Annotated in this window: 16 protein-coding genes; 1 reads left to right on the top strand and 15 read right to left on the bottom strand. The window is 47.8% G+C overall.

What is annotated here, in order from left to right; translation table 11 throughout:
- Positions 1 to 34 precede the first annotated feature (34 nt).
- From ACEVJL_RS03460 to ACEVJL_RS03390, 15 genes are all read right to left on the bottom strand, one after another.
- Positions 35 to 301, bottom strand: coding sequence for a 4Fe-4S binding protein (locus ACEVJL_RS03460; RefSeq protein WP_374736873.1), 267 nt, complete (start codon positions 299 to 301; stop codon positions 35 to 37).
- Positions 302 to 376: 75 nt separating this feature from the next.
- The gene (locus tag ACEVJL_RS03455) at positions 377 to 2587 is read right to left on the bottom strand and encodes a polysaccharide pyruvyl transferase family protein (protein ID WP_374736872.1); all 2211 of its coding nucleotides are present in this window, start codon (positions 2585 to 2587) and stop codon (positions 377 to 379) included.
- Positions 2588 to 2650: 63 nt separating this feature from the next.
- On the bottom strand, positions 2651 to 4216 hold the full coding sequence (locus ACEVJL_RS03450; RefSeq protein WP_374736871.1) for a lipopolysaccharide biosynthesis protein: 1566 nt from the start codon (positions 4214 to 4216) through the stop codon (positions 2651 to 2653).
- Between the two features lie 44 nt (positions 4217 to 4260).
- Positions 4261 to 5292 carry a glycosyltransferase family 2 protein gene (locus ACEVJL_RS03445; protein WP_374736879.1) on the bottom strand — a complete coding sequence of 344 codons (1032 nt, stop codon included), beginning with the start codon at positions 5290 to 5292 and terminating at the stop codon, positions 4261 to 4263.
- On the bottom strand, positions 5285 to 5833 hold the full coding sequence (locus tag ACEVJL_RS03440) for an acyltransferase (protein ID WP_374736870.1): 549 nt from the start codon (positions 5831 to 5833) through the stop codon (positions 5285 to 5287). The genes ACEVJL_RS03445 and ACEVJL_RS03440 overlap by 8 nt, the downstream gene beginning before the upstream one ends.
- 13 nt (positions 5834 to 5846) lie before the next feature.
- Complete coding sequence (locus ACEVJL_RS03435) at positions 5847 to 7157, bottom strand: O-antigen ligase family protein (RefSeq protein ID WP_374736869.1); 1311 nt, start codon at positions 7155 to 7157, stop codon at positions 5847 to 5849.
- Entirely contained in the window at positions 7147 to 8331 is a 1185-nt protein-coding gene (locus tag ACEVJL_RS03430; RefSeq protein WP_374736868.1) for a glycosyltransferase, read from the bottom strand. Before ACEVJL_RS03430 ends, ACEVJL_RS03435 begins: the two co-directional genes overlap by 11 nt.
- On the bottom strand, positions 8306 to 9151 hold the full coding sequence (locus ACEVJL_RS03425; RefSeq protein ID WP_374736866.1) for a glycosyltransferase: 846 nt from the start codon (positions 9149 to 9151) through the stop codon (positions 8306 to 8308). Before ACEVJL_RS03425 ends, ACEVJL_RS03430 begins: the two co-directional genes overlap by 26 nt.
- An 86-nt stretch (positions 9152 to 9237) precedes the next feature.
- Positions 9238 to 13230: an InlB B-repeat-containing protein gene (locus tag ACEVJL_RS03420; protein ID WP_374736865.1), complete on the bottom strand. Its 3993-nt coding sequence runs from the start codon at positions 13228 to 13230 to the stop codon at positions 9238 to 9240.
- A gap of 6 nt (positions 13231 to 13236) precedes the next feature.
- On the bottom strand, positions 13237 to 13812 hold the full coding sequence (locus tag ACEVJL_RS03415) for a prolipoprotein diacylglyceryl transferase family protein (protein ID WP_374736864.1): 576 nt from the start codon (positions 13810 to 13812) through the stop codon (positions 13237 to 13239).
- A 192-nt stretch (positions 13813 to 14004) separates the two neighbouring features.
- Complete coding sequence (locus tag ACEVJL_RS03410) at positions 14005 to 18483, bottom strand: phosphodiester glycosidase family protein (protein ID WP_374736863.1); 4479 nt, start codon at positions 18481 to 18483, stop codon at positions 14005 to 14007.
- A gap of 18 nt (positions 18484 to 18501) precedes the next feature.
- On the bottom strand, positions 18502 to 19071 hold the full coding sequence (locus ACEVJL_RS03405) for a hypothetical protein (RefSeq protein WP_374736862.1): 570 nt from the start codon (positions 19069 to 19071) through the stop codon (positions 18502 to 18504).
- Positions 19072 to 19105: 34 nt separating this feature from the next.
- Positions 19106 to 19963 (bottom strand): LicD family protein, encoded by an 858-nt coding sequence (locus ACEVJL_RS03400; protein WP_374736861.1) that lies wholly within the window; start codon positions 19961 to 19963, stop codon positions 19106 to 19108.
- Positions 19964 to 20764 carry a glycosyltransferase family 2 protein gene (locus ACEVJL_RS03395; protein ID WP_374736860.1) on the bottom strand — a complete coding sequence of 267 codons (801 nt, stop codon included), beginning with the start codon at positions 20762 to 20764 and terminating at the stop codon, positions 19964 to 19966. It abuts the gene before it with no gap.
- A gap of 1 nt (position 20765) precedes the next feature.
- On the bottom strand, positions 20766 to 21476 hold the full coding sequence (locus ACEVJL_RS03390; RefSeq protein ID WP_374736859.1) for a sugar transferase: 711 nt from the start codon (positions 21474 to 21476) through the stop codon (positions 20766 to 20768).
- Between the two features lie 346 nt (positions 21477 to 21822).
- Between ACEVJL_RS03390 and ACEVJL_RS03385 the strand changes: the two genes are divergently transcribed.
- Positions 21823 to 22947 (top strand): tyrosine-type recombinase/integrase, encoded by a 1125-nt coding sequence (locus tag ACEVJL_RS03385; protein ID WP_374736858.1) that lies wholly within the window; start codon positions 21823 to 21825, stop codon positions 22945 to 22947.
- Positions 22948 to 22970: the final 23 nt, after the last annotated feature.

The following is a 22970-nucleotide window of genomic DNA, read 5'->3' as shown; positions in this document are numbered from 1 at the left end:
ACCATCATTATGGAGAATTTCCGAACTACTTCAATTAGCTGTCTATATTGGGGTGGCCGTTAGGCCGCACAGCGGCCGCTGAGCTCCGCAACCGTGGCCGCTGGCCACCGCCGTATGCATTAAATGGGCAAACCTTTAGGCACATATAGCACCGGACACACTTTTCACTGTTGATTTTTGGATACAGGAATCCCTCATTATCCTCGATCATACCAATCGCCTCCTGCGGGCAAGCTGCGTAACATGCAGCGCATCCACAGCATTCTTCCTTATTCAGATATAAAGTAGGAATCTTTTTCATTTGAATTCTTTCCTATTCTTGGAGGTTGCGTCTTCGTTCGTGCGTGATTTCGATTGGGGATCTCTTGCCACACATCTACTTCTTTTGAGACAATTTAGAAGGCAGTGACTTCCGAATCCATTTCACAATTGCCTTCTTGATCTTCTGTTTGATTGGAATAGGTGTCGGCACGCTATACTTTCGAGCAAGGCCACTGAAACTCATGGCGGACATATCTTCGAAGAAATGATCTCTCTCATGTGGACGAGCTGTTGAACTGTAGTCAGCGCGATTCTTTCGCACACCATCTTCATAGTTCACTGTCACATAGGTAGTGCGTTCTGCAATGCAGTCAAAAAAAGCCTTTCCCTTTTCCGTCCGGACGATGACAAGGGACACTCCTTTCCCGTCGTCCATTCCTGGAATCACGCGATTGATTCCCCAAAAATCTGCCAGAGTTAAATCTGATCGTTTATGGTTTTTGGCAACGCATTTGTAGCAAGAGGGGCGTAAACAATAGTTTCTCAGAAACATCAACAGAAAGGGATCTTTATCTTTAGACAGATAAGTAGAGACATGATTGCTGTCCACTCTTTTGATTCCAAAATCATACCAGCTATCATCCTTACACCGGAAGTTCACTGAAACCATATTTGCGTTTGACTGTTCTTCGAAAAACTGAACGTACTCTTTCCACAGCTTGGGTGAAGGGGTGCCGTGACAAATTACATCTACGCAATACAGGTTTTCAAAGTCTTTCCCAAGAAAAAGCTTCAGACCATTCACCTGACAAACTGTGCCGGAAAAGAGCACTTGCATACCGGATTCAAGATCAGCTCTAACCTGTTGATATACTTTTCCTACCCTGGCCTGTAGATACTTTGACCCTCGGAGCTTAGCAAGATCCTCACGACTAATAATGCGGATGAACTCAGCAGATTTACAGTCATGCGTCATCGCTACCCCATATACAGAGCCGTTTCGACACAAAATAGATTCTGCAAGCAACGAAAAAATCGCCCCCGATGAGCTGCTGAGTCTCAACTCATCGTCTTTGGCGCACGCCGCATATGTGCAAAGTACATTGTCCATTCTAATCTCCGCTATCGACTTGGCGTGTGACTGGTTCTCGCCGAAAGTGTATGGTTGTTCTACAGCAGTTCTTAAGAAGTTCATTGAGAGTGATTTTCTGTGTTCAAATTCCTCCATTTCTTTGCAGAAAGGTGATTCTACATATGACAGGTGCAGCGGATCTACAAGCCGGTCATCCAGCCCAAACATATGCAGCAAAGAAAGTATCCGTGAATTCATTTTTTGTTTGGCTGAGCCTACAGTGCGCTCCAAAACAACAAACTTCTTATCATAGATAATGGAGAAGACAGCAGCATGGAAGGAGTCTGTAATCACATATTCCGCTTGTTGAATCAAATATATAAACTGTCCTGGAGAGACATCGTATAATTCCAAATCTGCAAAACCAGCATCAACCGCACGATAGTGTCCAGCAATGTGGGGAAAACTCACTATCTTCAGGCCCTTTGCTCGGGCAAACACCTTTACTGCTGTCCGCTGCTCTTTACTGTTGCCCAGAAAATAAGCAAGGATGTATTTCCCGCCTATCTCGTATTTTTGGATTACTTTGTCCCATTCAGCTTGCGGCAGAAGCAATGTGGGATCTAACGTCCACTCTACCGGCAGCTTTATCCGCTGCGACAAAAGCTCCTGCGCCAAACTCTCTCGCACTGAGATAGCATCAAAAGTAGATAGCGCATCAGATATATATTGCAGCTCTCGTTCAGACAGAGAATCCCTTCCAATACTTGCCGCATAGGACATTTTCCCTTTGCCTTGGGCGACAAATCGCAAAAGATATTCATCCCTCAGTTGGTCTGGATTCCATATTTGATCGCTTCCACAAATGAAAAGGTCAAATTCCTTGTTCAAGGCTACAATGGTCGAGTGTGATACAACCTCTGTGTGTGGAATTTCGTCCTCAAATTGGACGAAAGACTTATCTCGCTGGGCAAGTTCTTTTTGTATGGCCTGATCTTTCATGCTTGTCCAGTATCTGAGGTGGGCTTTCTTAACGGTATTTGTCGCGGAGTTGACCACAAAGACAACAGGATTGTTTTTTAATCTTGCTTTTCTTGGCAGAACCAGTGGGTTTTTGCAAGAGGTGCGTTCAAAGGAAATCTGTTTTGCGTCAGCGCCCATCTCCCGAAGTACGGATACCAGAGCATATGCCTGGAGCAAGCCCCCATAGTTTTTATTTTGGTGATATAGTGATATGATGCCAATTCTTTTCATTCGGGTTTGCCCCCCATCAGTTTTGAAATACGCTCAGAGCCAATCGACAGATTGGGGTTGCAGCTATTGATTCTTTTCATGAGACAACACATCGCATATTTTTTGAAGCCGCCCACCGAGCATATGGTCTGCCAAGCGAAGACATTGTGCAAATTCCGGCAGCCGATGGCAGAAGAGAAAGAAAATAAGGTTTGCACATAGGCAGCACACCACGAGCCGGACAACAACGGTACCGATCAGCGGCAAGTGAATCAAGCCGCAGGCAAGATAACTGCTCATAACGGCAAGAGCTGACACAAGCACATAGTAGCCCAGACGTTTCAGGAAAGCAGAGACATTTTTCAGCCCGAAAATCAAGCGAAAAAGATTGCTGATAAGCCACGGCCCAACAAACAGCATCGACAAAATTGTGCTGAGCACGATGCCGTATAGTCCGATATATTGCACCAGAAATATATTCAGACCAAGATTGATACCTGCGCTCACCAAAGGACGAAATCGGTCTTCGTGCCACATACCAGATGCATCTTTATAGGAATTCAGGAAGTTGTTCAGGCAATTTACAAAAAAGTAGATGACCATCAATATGACAACCCCAAAATCGAGCAATAGATCCGGCCCGACCCACAGTTCCATAAACGGCTGATAGAGGCAGAGGAAGCAGGCACTGCAAAAACCCGCCAGCCATGTGATGATGAGCATAAATGTCTGAAAATCCGAGAATACCTTTTCTCGGCTGTCTATAATCAGGCTATTACCGAGTCCTGCTCGAACAGATGTGAAGATAATGGTAATCAGCGACGTTACAGCAGTAAAAAGATAATAATAATTCTGATATACCGCCAGCGCCGTTAGTCCGAGAAAGGCGGAGATTACAATCGTGTCGGCCGAATATACAACAACTGTGCCGATCTTGGCGGTAAACAAATCGCGGATTCTATGATTGATAGATTTTTGTTCCTCTCTGGGTAATACCCCAATTGCCTTGCATTCTGGATACATGCGCTGTGCAAAAACCGCCGAGAGTATGTTGTTGAATATCTGCGCCAATAAATTGACCAAGACATACAGGTAGTAACTGTGAAAAATGGCAAGCACGATAAACTGGAGGCCATATTTCAAAGTTTCCGAAATCAAAGTTGCTTTGCTGATTACATCGGTCCGTTGATATGCCTGCAATATGCTGCTTTTATAGGCAAAAAGCCAATAGCTGAGCACCGTTATAGACAGATCAAGCAGATATAAGACATATATATTAATGTCGGCAGGGACATCTCCACTGATTAGGTTGGGGATAAAAGGAAGCAGGAGCAGGCCGAGTGCGCAAACAACGATACCGATGATACGGTAGTAGATTTTATAGAGGCGCATCAGCGCACAGATCTTTTCAATATCATCCTCGACAATCGGCTTGTACATGGAGTAGACCATCGCTGATCCTACACCAAGTTCAGCAAGGTTGAGCACAGATAAGACAGATGTAAACAAACTGTTGAGACCGAGATATTCTACGCCTAATAAGTAAAGTATCACCGTTCTCATAACGAACGGGATGACTAGTTTTACAATTTGCAGAGCGGTCCCATATACCATGTTGCGCGATGCGTTTTTGACCCGTTCTATACGCATTTCGCTTCCTCCACGCGAATATAAATTCTACCGAATCAGCAGTTTCATTTTGTCTGAATGGAGCATTTGAAGAAAAGGAACAAAACATTTGTCCATCCATGCCGTAGTAGCAGACAAGCAATCCGTTTATGAATCGCAATCTGGGAGCAGCACAAGTCATATGCACTCCAAAACGCATGATCCCCTTTGATCTGTTTTGCCAGAGATTCAAAGTCACGAACTGTATCCGATTTCATTAGAACTCTGCGAGCTGTTGAGTACAGACAACTGATTCCAAACTCGACTTTGTTCTTGCTGTATAAATAGTTATAGTTGTTGACACCCAGTTTACATGACAGCGCTCTTATTTCAGACAGCACAGTTGCCATATCCTGATAGTGCCTTAGCCCGAGGCTATGAGACAGACTGTCTCGCGAGATATGATACTCATATAAAGCATCTGCGATATACACTGCCTTGTTCGAATTGCCTATTATTTGTAAGGAAAGCAGCTTGTCTTCGCCAATGATTAACCGCCCATATTGGCGAAATGTCTCCGCACCCTGAAGAAGTTCACGGCGCGCACACTTTTGCCACAGAGCGTTGAGACTGGAGCCCGTCACCGCATCCTCCAACAATCTTGATAGCGCGGTGCCTTCAAACATTTGCCTATTGCCATATGCGGGCCTATTGTTATTCTTGGTTCCATCAGACAGCACTCGAGTATGGTTGAATAGCACCATATCTGCCTGGGTCGTCTGAATCACTGTTCGTAATCGGCGAAATATGCCAGGTAAGTATCTGTCGTCTGAATCCAGAAACATTACATACTGCCCGGTGGATGCCTGTATGCCGTCAAGCCGTGCAGCCAGCGGCCCCTCATTTCGCTTGTGAAGGACCGTGACCAATGCAGGAAACCTATCATGGTACGAATCACAAATCGCACTGCTCTGATCCGTGGCACCATCGTCTACCAAAACGATTTCAAGACTTTCCTCCCCCTGAGTAAGAACTGATTCCACACAGGCGTTTATTGTGCGTTCGCATTGATATACCGGGATAATAACAGAGAAGAACGGACAATCCTTTTTATTCATCAAAACCAAACCTTACTTCCTGCAATATGCGGTTCATCTCTTCTTTCTCTGCATCACTTTTATCCGTATAATAAGTGTCCCAGGTGTTTTTCTCCATCATTTGTCCTTTGCATTTGGCAATGTAGTCTTCGGTGGAACATACAAAACGTGCCGGATTTCCTGCTACAACACAATTGTCGGGTATGTCTTTTGTCACAACGCTTCCAGCCTCGACGATAGCATGCTTGCCTATCTGGACACCAGGAAGGATAATCGCCCCTGCACCAATAAAAGAATAGTCTCCGATCGTCACCTGTCCGACCTTGCTGTAGCCCAAATAACGTTTTGTGCTGGCATCATGGGTCAACATTCTTGCATTGGATATGGTGACATGATTGCCGATATGAATGAGAAAGCCGTGAGCCAAGTCGATATGCTTAGTTCCGATATAGCAGTCTTCTCCTACATGGACACCATGCGCCCTGAGTTCTTCCACAGAGTAGGCTCCTCCGTGTAGCTTCCGCAGCACTTTTTTTAAAAAAGACTCCACATTTTCATCCATCTCCGATTTTTGCCTACCTATTTGGCAACTTGCCGCTGGGCATGATTTCAGTTGCCAAGATTGCCAAATATAGCATGACGTAAGTAATTGAAAAGGTCATCCCTTGAAGGGTACAAAACAACAACAGAAAGACCACCAAAACCGCATAACGGAACATTCCGTTGGGGTTTGCTCTATTTCGATCAAGATTTTCTGTAACCAAGTGCAGGAGCGATAAGGTATATGCAGAAATCAAAAGGAACCCAACCAACCCAAAGTAGTAGATAATTTCCAGGAACAAGTTGTGAGTACCTCGTTCCAAAATACTTGCCGACAAACCTGCCCCGAAGAAAAATGAGCTGACAGATTTTGTGATTTCAGCAAAATACTCAACTAGAAGTTCGCTGCGGCCTGTTGTCAAATCATACAGGTTGTTTGTACTCGTGATACGATAAATGGTCACGGCAAATACCGTGTCGGAGAGTACAATACCTACTAATGCAATCACTAAAACACTGCCAAGACCAACAAGGTAGTGGCCCCCGCGAAAAAGCCTGATGATAAAGAACGCCGTAAAGGCCATCAGTACAACAATGAAGGTTTTACTGTATGTCAGTGCGCCAAGAAGCACCAAAATGCCTGTAGCCACGATGAACACCTTGCGCGTGATGTGCTGATTCATAAACAAAACCGCCAGCAAAGCAATCGAGACAAGTAGCAAAGTCATATAGTAATTCGGATCACGGAACAGGCCTTGGAAGCGGGTCAGAGAACTTCCCCAGTATGCATGGACCTCGTTTCCAAGCAAAGTTCTGATTGCAGCAGATTCACGAAAAACCAGTGCGTAGATGGATGAAAGAATCACATTCCCGCAAAAGGCTAAGGCGCTTGGGACAATCCCGGATTTTTTCTGCGTAGATAGCAACACAAATAGCAGAAGCAATTGGCTGAAGCATAACACAAAATCATTGATTGCAGTGCCTGTTCGGAGGAGCATATAATCAAACAAAATGAGCAGCAGAACAAACGATGTGTTTCCCTGTGCTCCATTTTTAATGATGTGCCATACTGCAAAAATGATACTAAGCCAAGCCAGAAGCGAAACGCGCCCCGTGGTCAGGAAAATATAAGAAACGCCAGCCAAAACACAGTAGTCGATTGCAAAAACGGACTCATCGTACCGAACAAATCTATAAATACATACAGCAAACGCCAAATAATTCAGCGCCAGAGAAACAAAAGGGGACAGATATATTAAGAGCAGGCAAATCGCCATAGACCCCACAGGATATTCCATATGAGCAATTTGAGTTTGAGGGTCCAAATCACGTCGTCTAATCTTCATTGTGCTCCCCGATCATCAATTGGAATCGCTCCATTGCAACCAAGTTTTCCGGTTTGGCGGCCGCTAAACGGGTCTTAACTTGCTCAAGAACAGATATATCTGTCAATATTTGAACCAAAGACTCGTTCAATGCCTGTTGCGTATTTTCGCATACCCAGCCAGCATTGCTATCGGTCACCATTTCCTTGCTGGATGTAGTTTCAACTGTCAAAACGGGAAGCCCTATGGCACGGGCCTCATCTATGACCATTGGTGCAGCCTCATGATATGAGGTGACAAGAAGTAGATCTGCATTCTTCATATATCTGTAGGGATTAGGCTGTTCTCCACAGAAATGAACATGATCCTGGATGCTCAATTCAGATGCCAGTTGTTTGATAGAGTCCATCCTGTTTCCGTCGCCTACCACATACAGAGAAATTGCAATCCCATGATTGATTCCATGTGCAACGGCACGAATTGCCCGGTCAACCGCTTTCTCATGTGCTAGACGCCCAACAACAAGGAGATTGAACCGGCCCGGCTCATAGGTTATGGGAGACTCTTGCGCCAAAGCCCGAATCAAATGATACCTATGGAAATTAGGGGCGGTCATACACTTGTCTTTCAGCTCTGGAATGGCTGCAAGGAAAGATTTTCTGCACCCATCCGAACACGCTGCAATCAAATCAAAATTGAGGTAAATCTTGTTGTTTTTCCTGTTATTAGCTCCACAATTGCAATAGTCACAATGGAGATAGGCGATTTTTCGTTTCGCTTTGATTTTAGTCAATACAAACTCATTGACACCGCCATAAAATGATTTAATGTTCCCATTATGCAAATAAGAGATTGCTACATCATATTCTTCAGACAGAGTTTTCTGGCTGAGAGATATGAGCCGGATCACGAAGGGGCGTCCAAATATTTTACATAGGGCAGCAAGGCTTCCTCGTATTAGCCTGTCATGAAGCCTGTTATGGCACTCTCCTTGGCTTACTCCCAAATAGCGAAACAGTGATGGACACGAAACAATCTTGACCGATTCTGGCAATTCGTCTATGTACGCTCCTGTCTTGCTAAACAGATATAAGGTGATGTCATATTGACCGGCGATCGACCACAAAAGGTTATATAAACTCTTTTGGACCCCGCCAACTTTCATATTGTTATTGACGATCACGATTCTTTTCATGTTCTTTTGTCCAGCTTTCATAAGAAATCAGAGCAGGAAAGTGTTGATAACCTTGCAACAGGAAATAAAGTTTCTCAAAAAAACTCAGTTCTGAGTCCAGCTTTTTTCCAGCCATACGCAGCATATAAGGAAAGGCCATCAATCCCAAAGAATGTCTGGCAAGTGCTCCTTTGTCAAAATAGTATTTCTCCCCGTATCCGGTATAGCAGGTAGATATGTCCTTGCTGGTTGTTGCGATAATTGCCCCATAGGAATAAATCTTCATATGCTTTTTGTAGCACTGTACGATAAAATCCGTATCCTCACCGTAAGAATACAAGCAGCCGCCTCCAAAAAGTTCAGAGAAGCGAAGATTATATTTCAAGACAGATGTCCTGCGAACAGCGATTGCATATGTACCATATTTCAAGGCATTCAAGAATGGCAATCTACCCGTTTTTGGCAGGCGGGTTTTGTACACGGCTCCATTTTTCGTATACCGTGTGCCAAATACGATCAACTCGGCGTCGGGAAGCTCCCGAAAGGCACTCTTGACAATCTCTGCTACTCCAGGTTCATATTGCAGATCATCATCTGAAAACAGTAACAGATCCTTTGATGCCAATGCGAGCGCGAAATTTCTGTTTTTCCCAACGCCTCTAGTCGCTGTTGTAAGCATTCTCACGCGGTCGTCTCCTATTTCTTGCTCGGAATATACGTAGGAGTCCGCTTGGTTTGCAAATATTACATCGCAATTACTGATATGCATCTCCTGATACTTAGAAAGGTCTGACTGATGCATCGTTGCACATAGGATTTCAATTTTTCTCTCATCAGCCATACATATCACCAATTGCCATATAATATAGGTGGCAGTCCTTCTGCGCGGGCAAATGCCCGCGCAGAAGGTATACTGCCGATGTTGAGTTACTCCAGAATCATTTTGCCATCGTCCGCAAAGACGTACTGGCCGGAGGGCAGCAGACCGTTGGTCACAGTGACCCAGTAAGTCCTGCCGTGGACCACTTCACAGTTGGAAGTCTTCACATAGTAGTAGTCCCCGTCAATCTGAATCAGGCCAGCGGCGGTACGAACGCCGTCTACATAGTAGTAGAGGCTGCCGTTTTCCTCCACGATGCCGTTCTTCACTTCGGGTTCCGGCTCAGAAGGATCTGTAGAAGGAACATTAACCATCTTACCGGATTCATCGAAGGTGTAGACACCGCTGGGAAGCAAACCATTGGTTACGGTGACCCAATAGTCTCTGCCGTGAACCACTTCACCGGTGGAGGTTTTCACATAGTAGTAATCCCCATCGATCTGGATCAGGCCTGCTCCGCAAATCGCACCGTCTACATAGTAGTAGAGGCTGCCGTTCTCCTCCACAATGCCGTTCTTCTTCTCAGTCTCCTCCGGGAAGACGATTTGACCTTGCTCGTTAAAGGTATAGATCCCCTCATCCAACAGGCCATTGGTCTTCGTGATCCAGTACGTCTGACTGGTCACGAATGCGCCGGAGGAAGTCCTGGCGTAGTAATAGTATCCATCTACCAACATCAGGCCATTGGCGATGATCACACCATCCACGCAGAAGTAGTAATTGGAGGATGCTTCATCAAAATAGATGCCGTTGATCGAAGTGTCATCAAAGTGCTTGATCACTCCGTCCGCGCCGAACACATAGTTGTTTCCGGCGGGCAGTCTCAGATCGTTGTTCTTTTCAACGAGATAGTGATCCTGCTCCTCGGTGCCTTTATAGGCTTTGCCGTCTGCAGCGAAGTAGTAGTAGTTAACCTCGCCGCTGTCCAGGACAACCCGAACCAGTCCGGCATCCTTAATTGCCGTACCGTTCTCTACCCAATAGGTATCCGCCCCGGAATCATGGAGGCCGTTCTTGTCGCTCAAGAATACGCCGGTAGAATCATCAAAGACGAACAGAGCGGTTTCGCTGCCGTCCTGGGAAACTGTCTCGTAAACGCCCTTGGCAATGTAGCCATCTTCCTTAAAATAGTATGTGCTACCATCAATGGTTTCCCACTGACCAGCAATCCTCTCTCCGTCGCGGATATAACCGGTGCCAATCTCATCAGTGAACCAGCCCTCTCCATACTGCCACTGAGCATAAAGAGTGATGTTCCCAGTAAGGGCAATCAGGGAAACACCATCCGCATAGTCCACACCGCTGCCGTCTGCGGCGGTATTCCATCCAATGAACTGGTAGCCTTCACGCGTAAAGGTGTTGGGGGTCAGAGGGGTGTCTACACCCTGAATGAAGGTCTGCGGTTCCATTGTTCCCTCACCGCCGTTGGCGTCAAAGGTCACAGTGTAGCGGACAATGGGAGTTGCGGTAAAGGTCGCTGTATAGGTGATGTCACCAGTGACAGCAGAAATCTCTGGTGTCCAGCCGCTGAAAGTATAAGAATTGCTTTCATCCGCAGCCTTGGTGGGCGTCTCGCCGTTGTACTCGGGCATAGTGCCAGCGGCCACGTTTTCATCCGTCTCAAGGATAGTGCCATCCTCGTCCACCCATGTGACGGTGTAGGAGGCGACGTTGGGGGTCCACTGGGCATAGAGCGTAGTGCTCTCGCTCAGGTTGACGGTAGCGCCATCGGCATAAGCTGTGCCGGTGCCGTCCGCAGTGGTATTCCAGCCGGAGAAGGTATAACCCTCATGGGTGAATATGTTGGCGGTCAGCACAGTGTCGGTTCCGCTCTCGGTGGTCTGGGCATCCATCATGCCCTCACCGCCATTCGCGTCAAAGGTAATTGTGATCGTCTCGGAAGCGCCTTGCAGTTTCCACATGCTATCGGAGGTATCCCAGTAATAGGTACTGCCAGCCGCAGCATCGTTGGTTGTGGTGTACTCTTCGTCAGTGCCTACATACTGGCTGCCGTTGTGAAGCTTGGCGGAGGTAATGGGAATAGTGTCGTAGTCGGTCGTGTAATCCTTGTACATGTAGGTGGCGGTGTTGGTGCCAGCGCCGTTGGTCAAAATGAACCTGCCCGTGCCTTGGCTGCTGGTAATATCCGCGCCGCCTGCGGTGGTATAGACTGCGCCGTCAGAGAGCAGGGTCCCGTTTACATCAATTCGGACATCCACCAGGTCGTTGTTGGTCCGGGTGTAGGTCCGGGTGGGCGAATAGGGTACCCGCTTGAATTTGGCGTTAGAGGCGTAGTTAGCCTGGGTCCACTCATCCTGATCATAGACATAGAGAGAACTGCCCTGGGTGATTTGAACCGTTGCGCCCTCAGCAATATTAACTACTGAGCCAGCCAGCAGGGCTACGTCCTGGGTGATCTGGGTCGTACCAGAGACCACATTCAACGTCATACAGTTGTTGATGGGCAGCACATAGTTGGCAGAGGTGACGCTCATGCCGGAGAGGGACAGTGTCAAGCTGTTAATCCGGGCATCCCCGTCTACGGTGATCTCCATCCGGTCTTGGTCGGGAAGATACTGCTTGGTAAAACTGCCGCCCTCGCTGACCGAGAACATGGCATCTGTATTGCCGATGAAGTGAACTGCCGTAGAGGTGGACATACTGGACGCATAAATTGAAGTATAGATGTATTCGTCCGCCCCGGATTCCAGAACCAGTTTCGCCTCAATGTTCTGGATGAAGTACTGGTTCAAGGGGAAAATCTTTTGGGAGTTATTATACATCCCCATTGTTGCAGAACCGCCCCGGAAGTCTGCGATCTGCATATTCTCGTATACGGTAGCCCCAGACTTAGCAGTAACGGTTCCGTTACCAGAGACATAGCCATAGACATACATGGCTCCGCCGTCGTTGATGGTGATGGAACTGCCATCATTCATGTAAATATAGCCATACTTACCATCGGGGGCACCTGCCGCACCGCCCTGGCTGTAGGCGTAATGTTTGGCGCTGACACTGATAGAGCCATCTACTGTGATGGATGCCCCTGTTTCCATAGTCAGCCGCTTGTAAACCGATGGGGTCGTCCTGATATTACCGGTTGTCGCGGGGGCAGTGGTATAACAGGTGTATGCGTCGTCAAAGGGGATCAGCAAAATAACTCCACTAGAAATAGTGTAATCACCACTGGCTAAAACACCGTCCGAGATCAGAGTGATTTTTTCAATGCCATTGGAACTTGCATACTCATTGGCATCGTTCAAATCCGTAAATTTAGCTCCAGCCACATCAAAAACCGGATTGCTCTCTTCGGTAAACACCGCTGTGATAGTCTGATCGCTGTCGAAATTCAGGGAAGCCGAGGTGTCGGTGGAAAGATAGGTGTTATTTGTTACACTGTACCAGCCCACAAACTTGAAGCCGCTGTCCGCAGTCGCACTCAAGTTGTAGGCGGTAGTAGATTGCTGGGTCTTTACCGTCTCTTCCGTGACCGCCTCACCATCCACTGTATAGCTGCCATTCTCCGCAGGCCGGAAAGTGGTGGTGGCTTGGACGTCGGCGATCAGATTCAGATTGGTAATGTCAATAGTAGTGGCATTATCGGTACTGCCAGATCCAATATAAATATTGATAGATGAACCTGCTTCAATGGTAGCCGAATAACTGCCGTTTGCTGTGACAGTGGTACCAGCCACCTGGATGCTACCGCTATTTTGGGCGATGGCGTAGTCAAAAGACAAAATTGCCGCTGTAGGCTTGTTGTTCGTGATCGTCAGCGTGGTATTGTAATGGCTGCCACTACACATACCGGCCGTTCCGATTACACTGCCGCTGATAGAGTTACCTCCAGTGACCGCCCAGCTGGAATTTGCTCCATCGTCAGTACCGGTATAGGTAGCTATAATGTCTGCGTTACTCAGGCCGGTCAGCGTACCGCTAACCGCTGCATAGGCCGGCATTGGGTAGGCTGCAAAGAAGGACAGCAACATTACCGCCGACAGCAGCAGAGAGGTGAATCGTTTCCAGATTCGTTTGATCATTCTCTCTCATCTCCTTGATTTTTTCTTGTTGCGGAGTTCTGCGTAAATACTCAGGCCGAGGCAAAGGGATAGCAGGGCCCAGAGGTGCGAAATGTGAAAAATACCGAACTGATGGTCGGAGTGCCGGAAGAATTCAACAACAAACCGGAATCCTCCATAGGCCGCCATGTAGATTGGATAAGCGGTCCCGCTGGTCTTCCGCGCAAGCACCATCCGGCCAAGCAGGAATAGCAGGATCAAGTAAAACAGGATCTCCAGTTCTCTGGTTGGCCAGCGCACTCCAGTGAGCCCAGGAATCGGCAAGCCAACACAACATCCGGCTATGATACAGTTGATGCGGGCGCACATAAGGGTAAAAATCATGCAGATTGTGAAGATGTCAAATACGTCCGCCATCTTTCGTTTGCTCAGCTTGGCACCCAACCAGTAGGCCAGAGGCATGAAGAACACGCCACCGAAGAGACTCATATTGCCCAGGCTGTTCGAGTCAAAACCCGTTTCCAGGAAAGCAAACACCGTTACCGTCAGCACACCATAGAGAGTATGACAGATGGAAATAGGCAGGGCCGCATACCACTTCATATGTAGCCTATCGTCCAAAAAACAGAGCCATGCGAAGGTGAACAGAGTGCCTGCACTTAAAAGAATCACCAGTGCGTGTTCTGCAAGGATATTTATCGTCTTGATCACCCCCCAGGTCGGGCGTATTGTTGCATGATGTCCCCCCCCCCGGGAGACCGGCTCTAGGCCAGTCTCCCCAGGGGGCGTTTTGCGTTATTCGAGAATCATCTTGCCATCATCGGCAAAGGTGTACTGCGCAGAGGGCAACAGGCCATTCGTTACGGTAACCCAGTAGGTGCGACCGTGGACAACTTCACAGTTGGAGGTCTTAACATAGTAGTAGTCCCCGTCAATCTGGATGAGACCTGCCGGAGTGAGCGTACCGTCCACATAGTAGTATAGGCTGCCGTTCTCTTCTACAATGCCATTCTTCACCTCAGGCTCGGGATCAGGATCAGGGTCAACTGTGGGAGGATTGATCATTTTACCGCTCTCGTCGAAGGAATACTGACCGGAAGGCAGCAGGCCGTTCGTTACGGTAACCCAGTAGGTCCGGCCGTGGACAACTTCACAGTTGGAAGTCTTAACATAGTAGTAGTCCCCGTCAATCTGGATGAGACCTGCCGGAGTGAGTGTACCGTCCACATAGTAGTATAGGCTGCCGTTCTCATCCACGATTCCATTCTTCACCTCAGGCTCGGGATCAGGATCAGGGTCAACTGTGGGAGGATCAATCATTTTGCCGGTCTCGTCAAAGGTATACTGGCCGGCGGGCAGCAGACCGTTGGTCATGGTGATCCAGTAAGTGCGGTCCTTCACGGCTGTACCGGTGCTGCTTTTGAAGTAGTAGTACTCCCCGTCAACCTGGACGAGACCCACACCTCCCAACACATAGCCGCCTTCAATGAGATAGATTTCGCCATCTTCATCGGTATAGAGCCCAGAGTAGTTCTCCTGCCATACTGCCGTTTCCTGATCGAAGAGGCAAAGGCTCATCTCGGTCTCGCTGCCATACTTATGGATGCGAGTGTGGAGGTCGGTCACGAAGTAGCCATAAGGCTGCTTTCCTGCATAATACTTGTTGCCGTCGATCTCCACCCAACTGTTCATGACCCACTCTCCGGCCCACTTATAGTGGTAGCCGTTTTCCGTCAGGATCAGGTCGCCACGGGTCAGAACACGGTTTGTAAAGGTGTAGTGGTAACCGGCGATGGTCTGTTCTCCATCCACCGCTTTTCCGGTAGCGGGATCGAAATAATAATACTGATCCACGCCGCCGACCGTAATCATGCGCCAACCGGTCATCAAGTTCCCGTTGACCGCGTAATACAGTTCACCTTCGATTTCGAACAATCCGGTCACTTTGCCCTGGCACACACCGTTTTCGTCGAAGCGATATACACAGGACACGGTTTCATCCTCATAGTTGGGTACGATCTGAACGCCGGTCACAGGGATGTTATCTCTGTAATAGTAAAGATTGTCGCCAGCGGTCCTCCATCCCTGCCAGATGGACTTGTCCAGAGTAAAGGTGTCCTCGAAAGTCTTGTAGGTCGTGGCGAAGTGGCCGCCCTTCTCGCTCTCATTATCGGGATTCACATAGGGATAAATGCCGTAGGTCTCCTGTGTGGAAGTCTGGCTTGCCACGTTGTAGAGGGTGCTGGAGCGCAGATAAATGTCGTAGCTCAGATCACCGGAGTTTGTAATTGTCAGGCAGTTGTTTTCGTCCCAGGCAGCGTCAGCTTTGGGAGTTGCCTTGATTCCACTGAGAATGCAGATGGGGTTTGCTGTGTCCGCTTCAATCGCAGCAGTCTGCTTCTTCCAGTTGAAGGTGACGGTGAGCGTGCTGGTCTCCGCGTCAAACTGCGTACTGGTCAGCGTGAAGTACTCATTGACCAGGGTCAGTTCTGAATAGTCGATCTCCAGAGTGGGGTCAACATTCAGCGTCACTGTCACGGTTGTCATGGTGCCTACTCGCTCTGCCAGCTGGAGCAGCAGATCCCAGGCACGGACGTTCTCCACGTCACCGCCTGCAACGAGCCCCAGCAGAGGCTTGATCCGGTCGGGAACAGGCACAGCGGTCATATCCAGCGCGAAGATATAGGAGATGTCGATCGCCTGCTCAGGATCGGTAATGTGGTAGTAAACCTCATCCGTGGTAGTAGAGTTGGTCACATCCCGATTCCAGGCGAACGAATCATCGCCTGCCATAGCCGTATCGAAGTCAAAAATCGCTTCGCCGTTTTTATAGAGCGCAATCGTCATCGTGTCGCTGATGGAATAGTCTTTGGTCAGCATGGCGGTCACAGTCACATTGCGAACGCCAGAGGATTCATCGCCCACAAAGACAAATCCCTCAATGGTTCCAGCGGTTGTGGTGCTCAGTTCAAATGTGATGTCATTTGCGCAGATAGCAACTGGATTGCCGCTGTAGGTTGCCTCGATAGGCAGAGCTACTTCAGAGCCGTATACGGCGTTGATGCCATCCTTGGTGAAATTCAATCCATCAGGCTCCACGACCTGTACCGTTTTGCTGCCCAAAACCGTCCCGTCGAGCTCCAGAGCGATTGTCAAAGTGCCGAGAGACACACCGGTGAGAATACCATCCTGCAAGGTGGCTACCGATTCGTCCGAGATGACCAGAGCTGCACCTGCGGGCAAATCTGCGGCATTGCCAGAAGCACTGACACCCAAGGTGGATACACTGACGCTAGCGCCAACCGTCAAATAGTCTGCATCAGTGGTGATCAAGGCATGGTCGAATTCTGTGGAAGACTTTGCTGTAGAGACCACCATGAGCGAGGAGCTGACCGAGCGCTCATAACCATCCGAAGGACGGTTGACTACCGTCACCTCATCCGCACCCTCTTGCTTGGCTGCATAAGTAGTGGAACCGCCGCCATCCAGGTTGATTGCAGTAACACAGCCCGCTTCCAGCATGATTTGGGCAATTTCTTCCGCGCTTCCGCCAACTGAGAACGGGAATTGACGCCCATCCAAAACCATCAGCACTACCTTGCCATCGGCGGTAATACCTACGCAGGTGCGGGATGCCCGAGAGTTATAGTAGTCAGCCGATGCGTTGACAGCAATCTCACCGTTGCGAACCAGGTAAATGCTACCGCCCACGGCTTCTTTGATTTGATCTTTATACGCCGCGTAGTCCGAAGGTCCGCCAATCATAGCAGTTCCGTCGTTCAGAATGGCAAAGAAGTTCTCGCTGCCAACGCCATGGTACTCTACGCCCTCCATAACCAAGGCACCCGCTGGAGCACCGGTGCTCATGTTATAGAAATCGGCGTTCACGCCTACAATAGGGGTAAAGTTCTCAATATACCGGTCGCTGGTGGGGTCAGAATAATTGGCCTTAGCGGCCGCCATCTGGTCGGTTACGCGGGCCATCCCCCAGGAGGAGCCATCGTTATCCTTATAGTTGGCATAGATGCTGATATCATCTCTGCTGATGTCCACGGTAGCAGTATAGAATACGATCTGCTTTTCATCCGCAGTCAGCGCATAGGAGATGTTCTGCTCAATGCCGGGGGCCAGGGTGGAATTCTCAGAGTCGAACACAGTGTAATAGGGATTCTCGGCCTCCGGGGTCTCCAGCTGCTCTTTTGCCAGCTCAAAGAGATAGTCGGCAAAAGCATAGCAGCAGGCCGTGCGCAGATCACTGTCATCCGACAATCCCCGTTCAGCCTCCAGCAGCCCCGCACCGGAATTCTCAGCGTATGCCGTATAAACTGCTTCACGGATGCTCTCCTGGGTCACAGATCCGGAAAAACGGTTTGTCAGGAAATAGACCGCCCGATCTGTATCCGAGAGCGAACTTGTATAATAGGCTTCCATCAGTCCGCTGAGGGTCGCGCTGCCGGAAAGTTTGCTCATGAAGTAGAAACTGTCCAAATCAGCATAGATGTCCAGGTAACCGAAGGAATGTGCGTCCTCGTCGTCTACGCCGAGATAGGTCGTGCGGATCTCCTGCGCCATAGCCTCTACATCTGTGGACGTAAGCTTGCCCTTGCTGTAGTCCATCAGATCACAGATGTCTCCGGCCCAACTGCCAAAGTCTGCGGAGGTCTGAGCGTTGCTGTTGTAGTAAGCGATATTCATCGCACCAAACATATGGGCAAATTCCACCGTTTGACCATTAGGAGTCTGGAACGTGCCAATTCCACGCAAAGCCTGAGCGGTCGTTGCGTTAGCGGTATCCTGCTCAACCACATAGGAAACAAACGCAGTGTTCTCTGATCCGGCAAGAATCGCCCAACTATCCGTGTTGTATTTCTCTATACCAGTGCGGACGTAGTTAATGACCAGTTCATTGGCATCCAGGCTGTTCATTGCCGCATAGTCACTGGCATACTGCTCCAGCACTTTGAGCGCCGCAAGGAAAGAGTCATAGTCGGACGCTACAGCGATTGCCGGATCAGTGATGATCTCGGCATCGGCATCCGTCCCAGTGCCAGCGTCTGTTCCGGTGCCGGTGTCTGTCCCGGTGCCGGTGTCCGTCCCAGTTCCGGTATCCGAATTGTCGGTTGAGCTTGTGTCTTGCGTTTGGGCAGAAATATTCTCTTCATCCTCTTCCGAGACTTCTGTCGCATATACTGTAGCCGGGGCCAGCATACTCAACATCATCACGGCAGAGAGGAGCGCAGAAAGAAATATACTGCCTTTCTTCTTGCTTCTCATGTCGTACCCTCCTCACTTTTATGCAAGGTGATCAATTAGATAGTTCAGATCCTCTTGCATTGCATACAATCGTTGCTGCTCTTCATCCGAAAGCATATCGCTTGGTTCTATCTCAAACACGGACATATACACGTTCCTCTTCGTTCCAGAACTATCGGTCAGTTCCCCAACTAATGCGTCCTCACTGTTGCCGATTGTTACCTGAAACATCGGGAACTCGGTCTCTCCAATCATTGCAGAGAAAGAAACAATGACAGAATCGTTTTCTACCTCCTGATTGGTCTTCAAGTAATCGCTCCATTGTTCTGGATAACACAAATCGCCGAACTCTGTGCTGATTGTGATGTATTCTGGCACCGAAGTCGCGATGCTATTTTCCTGCCCAGAAGCATCCTGACTGCCATCGGCAATCTGGGTTTCCCCCTGTTCAGTATCGTCTGGTGTGGATTGAGCATTGTTATCAATTGAATCGGATGGGTGTGGGTTGCTGACAAAGAAACCGATTGCGATACCAGCAATTAAAACAATTACGAGCAACAGGACAATAATCGGCGAAGATTTTTCTTTTTTGGTGTGTTTTCCTGACATGATTCACGCTCCAATCTGTTCAGATATAGGGTGGTTACCGTATGCTTCGAGTATACTCATCAATGATCAAGTGTTCCTGCACGTCTTTATATTCTGTGTAGGAATGCTCTAAATCCACAATCTCACCATGCGCCTTTTGCCCCCTCTCTTTCGGCGGTGTAGGAACTGTGTAGTCCCCATATAATTGAGTCAAAAACTCATGGTACGGTAGTGGAGCGGGAAAAAGATGGCCCTCGAAGTGAATCGGAACAGTTTGGAGGAACCACTCCCGTGGAAAAATATTTTTACTGTACTTTGATGATGCAGCAAAAAAGGTATGGACCATTTTTGTGCTTCTCCCACCTCTATGTATGGCTAACTTCAAAAGAAGTTGCTTTGGCATAATGTGAGAAACCGCAATAAAGGCTTTTTTTGCATTGCTGTTGGTTTCATAGCCCCGTTCATCCAACGCCTTGGCGATTACGACCTTGGAAGCTAAAAATTGCATATAACGCAGCAGTGAGTTGTCATAGAGATTGTCGCACGGGAAAATATCTATATATATGCCCATATGTGTGTCAAAGTCTTTGGGCCTATATCTTTCGATACAGGCGGTTCCATTTCTTCTCAGCTTAGAAAAGAACATAGGCCAATGGGGCGAAAACTCACTTTGAACATAGTACAGTTCCTTGTTTACCTCGTCTCTGGCGACCTCTAAAAAGCGGTCATATTCGGGACGAAGCATAAGGATATCTAAGTCATCATCCCAAGGAATAAATCCTTCGTGCCTGACTGCTCCAAGAAGTGTTCCAGCAAAGAGCATATATTTTATGCCATGTTTCGCACAGATGCGGTCTACCTCTGACAGCATCTCAAGCATCATGAGCTGATGCGCTCTTAGATTTTGTTCCATTCAATCCGACCTATCTGAACCGCGCCGAATGCGCGCGTATTTCTGCAAATTACGCCATGCGTATGCAGTAAAATAACGAATGGAATCTAGCCGCTTGATTCCAACAACCTTGTAGGTGTTCCATTGCATCTTTGCCGCGCGGAGTTTATTGCCCGATTTGCTGTGCTTTCCGATGCGGTAAATTAACAGTGGTTCATCAATTCCAATTGCGTATGGCTCTTCCTTTAGTATCTTGAGCCATGTCGCATAATCCTCATGAATCATAGGGTCGCTTATCATGGGATGAAGCAACAGCGTTTCTTTTTTAGCCAACACTGATGAGCAGGAAATGAGATTCTGCCTTAGAAGTTCCTCATAACCGATGCGTTTGGGGACGGGAAGCGTGTACTGGTAGAAATGGTCATTCTCATCAATGAAGGCTGATCCGGTAAAGCAAATTGAGCAGGCTGGAGCCTTTTGCAGTGCTTTATATTGTTTTTCAAGTTTGCCTGACTGCCACATATCGTCACTGTCCAGAAAGGCAATCAAACTGCCCAGAGATGCTTCAACACCATGATTGCGGGAACAAGACACTCCAAGATTGCCCACATTTTCGATAATGCGAATTCTAGGGTCTTGTTTTGCATATGCTATAGCAATCTGCAAGGTGCGATCCGTGGATGCGTCATCCACAACAATCAATTCCAGCTTTTTATAAGTCTGGCACAAAACAGACTGAATCGACTGCGCAATGGTTTTCTCTGCGTTGTATGCAGGCATCACAACGGATACCAAAACATCCTCCCGAATATGTTCGCCCATTTTACCGAGCCCCTTCGTGAGTAAAAACCAATTTGACTGTTTTGAAAATACACCATAAGTCCATTAAAACTGATTGTTTTTGGATATACTCTATATCATAGACAATTTTCTCTTCTGGCTTTAATTCATACCCTCCATTGACCTGTGCATAACCAGTGAGTCCGGGTTTAACCAGCAACCGTTTGCTAAAGCCATGAATGTAAGTCTCAAATTTTTCGTAAAAGCACGCGCGCTCCGGCCTGGGCCCCACAAAGCTCATCTCGCCTTTCAAAATGTTCCACAGCTGTGGAATCTCATCTAGACGCGACTTTCGGAGAATCCTTCCGAGCTTTGTGCATCTGGGGTCATCTTTGTCGGCCCACTGCGGTCCGTTCTTTTCGGCGTCCACTCGCATCGAACGAAATTTGAAAATTGTAAACGGCCGTCCATCCTTCCCGAGCCGTTCCTGCCGGAAAAGTGCTGGACCAGGAGAATCAATACGAATAAGGAGGGCAATAATCAACATAGGAATCGCCAGTAAGGCCAGTACTACCAATGACATGACAACATCAAATGTCCGCTTTGCAAACAAATAGAGCCTGCTAATCCTTATTTCAGGAATAATTACTTTAAAGCAGGCCGACTGCCCCTGGATCTCAGGAAATTGAAGAGGTTCGGCTACAGACATATTTTCTGTTTGTCTGGACTCTCTTTCTACAATCGCGGCGTCCATTCGTCATCCTTCTCTCGTAGATCATCAATAGTCCTGCCTAAAATAAAAAGCCAGCAAGAGACATCATTGACTCTTACTGGCGTGATGGCATTTTTCGCAGAGTATGACACTCTGCGATACAGCGAAAACAACCTTCCCGCCTACAACACGAGTGTATTCTACCACATTCGACATGGAAAGACAATAGATTTTGATTGAATATAAAGCGGCTTTATAAAAGCTTCCTGCTTGTTTTTTGCGCTTTTGGGTAGACATAGCGTTTTCCAAAGCTATTCGCAGTCAGCCAATAGTCTGTATTGATAGAATGAAGCCGGTGGCACTAATCACAGAAAGGAAGGATGTAACCATGCGAACCGGCGAAAATATATTCAAAAGGCGAGATGGGCGATGGGAAGCCCGATACCACAAGGGGAGAGATTCAAACGGAAAACTGATATACGGGTTCTGCTATGGAAAAAGCTACTCTGAGGCAAAGGCACGGGTCGAAGAGGCAAAACAGCAGACATCTTTTTTCATTGGAACCAGTACTGAACTCCCGCGCAAGCCATTTCGCTACTACTGTGAGGAATGGTTGAAGGCCAACCAACTCCGCGTCCGTGACTCGACACACGCGAAGTACCGTTCTGCGCTCAAAAAGCATATCATTCCAACATTGGGCTGTTTCTTTCCGAATGAACTGACTTCAAAAATGGTCAGCGACTTCAGCCAGTCAATGCTTTATGAGGAAGGGCTCGCTCCAAAGACTGTGAAGGATGTTTTGCTTGTACTTCATTCAGCAATTAAATATACTAGCAAGCACTTTGCGGGCAAAATGGGCGAAATTGAAATCATTTATCCCAAAGTAGAAGAAAAACCTGCGCGTGTATTATCGGTGGCAGAACAGAAGAAGTTGACAGAGTACCTCTTAACAGATACGGACCGTTGCAAACTCGGTGTTCTTCTTTCCTTGTGGACGGGCCTGCGTATTGGAGAGCTTTGCGCTTTGCGTGGAAAAGATATTTCGCTCTGCGATGAAACGATCCACATTGAAGCAACCATACAGCGAATAAGACGGCCGCGCTCTGGAAATGGTCGGGCTTCCAAAACGTCCGTTGTCATTGGCCCACCGAAAAGCAAGGCTTCTATCCGTTTGATTCCATTAACAAAGTCAATGCTGGAACTGTACCGGAAAATGTTGCCGCTGCAAGATGATGAGTTTATCTTATCAGGAACCGTGCATTATCTGGAACCTCGAGCACTTCAATATAAATTCAAAAAATATATGGACGACTGTAGCTTCAAAAATGTACACTTCCACACTCTGCGGCATACCTTTGCTACTCGCTGCATTGAAGCCGGAGTAGACGCTAAAACCCTGAGCGAAATTCTTGGGCATTCAAGTCCGACGATTACAATCAAAAAGTACGTTCACTCTTCTATGGACATGAAACGTAAAAACCTGGATAGACTGGATGGTCTTAATTTCCTGTAAGCAGTCAAAAGAATTGTCAGACA

Source organism: Flintibacter porci, from assembly GCF_041925195.1.
Taxonomy (GTDB): Bacteria; Bacillota; Clostridia; order Oscillospirales; family Oscillospiraceae; genus Lawsonibacter; species Lawsonibacter porci.
Note: the sequence above shows the minus strand (reverse complement) of the source record. Positions and strands in the feature narration are given on the sequence as shown.

Bases quoted from the DNA above. Each gene is read 5' to 3' on its own strand.
- ACEVJL_RS03460 (WP_374736873.1), bottom strand. From the start codon at position 301: ATGAAAAAGATTCCTACTTTATATCTGAATAAGGAAGAATGCTGTGGA.
- ACEVJL_RS03455 (WP_374736872.1), bottom strand. From the start codon at position 2,587: ATGAAAAGAATTGGCATCATATCACTATATCACCAAAATAAAAACTAT.
- ACEVJL_RS03450 (WP_374736871.1), bottom strand. From the start codon at position 4,216: ATGCGTATAGAACGGGTCAAAAACGCATCGCGCAACATGGTATATGGG.
- ACEVJL_RS03445 (WP_374736879.1), bottom strand. From the start codon at position 5,292: ATGAATAAAAAGGATTGTCCGTTCTTCTCTGTTATTATCCCGGTATAT.
- ACEVJL_RS03440 (WP_374736870.1), bottom strand. From the start codon at position 5,833: ATGGATGAAAATGTGGAGTCTTTTTTAAAAAAAGTGCTGCGGAAGCTA.
- ACEVJL_RS03435 (WP_374736869.1), bottom strand. From the start codon at position 7,157: ATGAAGATTAGACGACGTGATTTGGACCCTCAAACTCAAATTGCTCAT.
- ACEVJL_RS03430 (WP_374736868.1), bottom strand. From the start codon at position 8,331: ATGAAAAGAATCGTGATCGTCAATAACAATATGAAAGTTGGCGGGGTC.
- ACEVJL_RS03425 (WP_374736866.1), bottom strand. From the start codon at position 9,151: ATGGCTGATGAGAGAAAAATTGAAATCCTATGTGCAACGATGCATCAG.
- ACEVJL_RS03420 (WP_374736865.1), bottom strand. From the start codon at position 13,230: ATGATCAAACGAATCTGGAAACGATTCACCTCTCTGCTGCTGTCGGCG.
- ACEVJL_RS03415 (WP_374736864.1), bottom strand. From the start codon at position 13,812: ATGAAGTGGTATGCGGCCCTGCCTATTTCCATCTGTCATACTCTCTAT.
- ACEVJL_RS03410 (WP_374736863.1), bottom strand. From the start codon at position 18,483: ATGAGAAGCAAGAAGAAAGGCAGTATATTTCTTTCTGCGCTCCTCTCT.
- ACEVJL_RS03405 (WP_374736862.1), bottom strand. From the start codon at position 19,071: ATGTCAGGAAAACACACCAAAAAAGAAAAATCTTCGCCGATTATTGTC.
- ACEVJL_RS03400 (WP_374736861.1), bottom strand. From the start codon at position 19,963: ATGGAACAAAATCTAAGAGCGCATCAGCTCATGATGCTTGAGATGCTG.
- ACEVJL_RS03395 (WP_374736860.1), bottom strand. From the start codon at position 20,764: ATGGGCGAACATATTCGGGAGGATGTTTTGGTATCCGTTGTGATGCCT.
- ACEVJL_RS03390 (WP_374736859.1), bottom strand. From the start codon at position 21,476: ATGGACGCCGCGATTGTAGAAAGAGAGTCCAGACAAACAGAAAATATG.
- ACEVJL_RS03385 (WP_374736858.1), top strand. From the start codon at position 21,823: ATGCGAACCGGCGAAAATATATTCAAAAGGCGAGATGGGCGATGGGAA.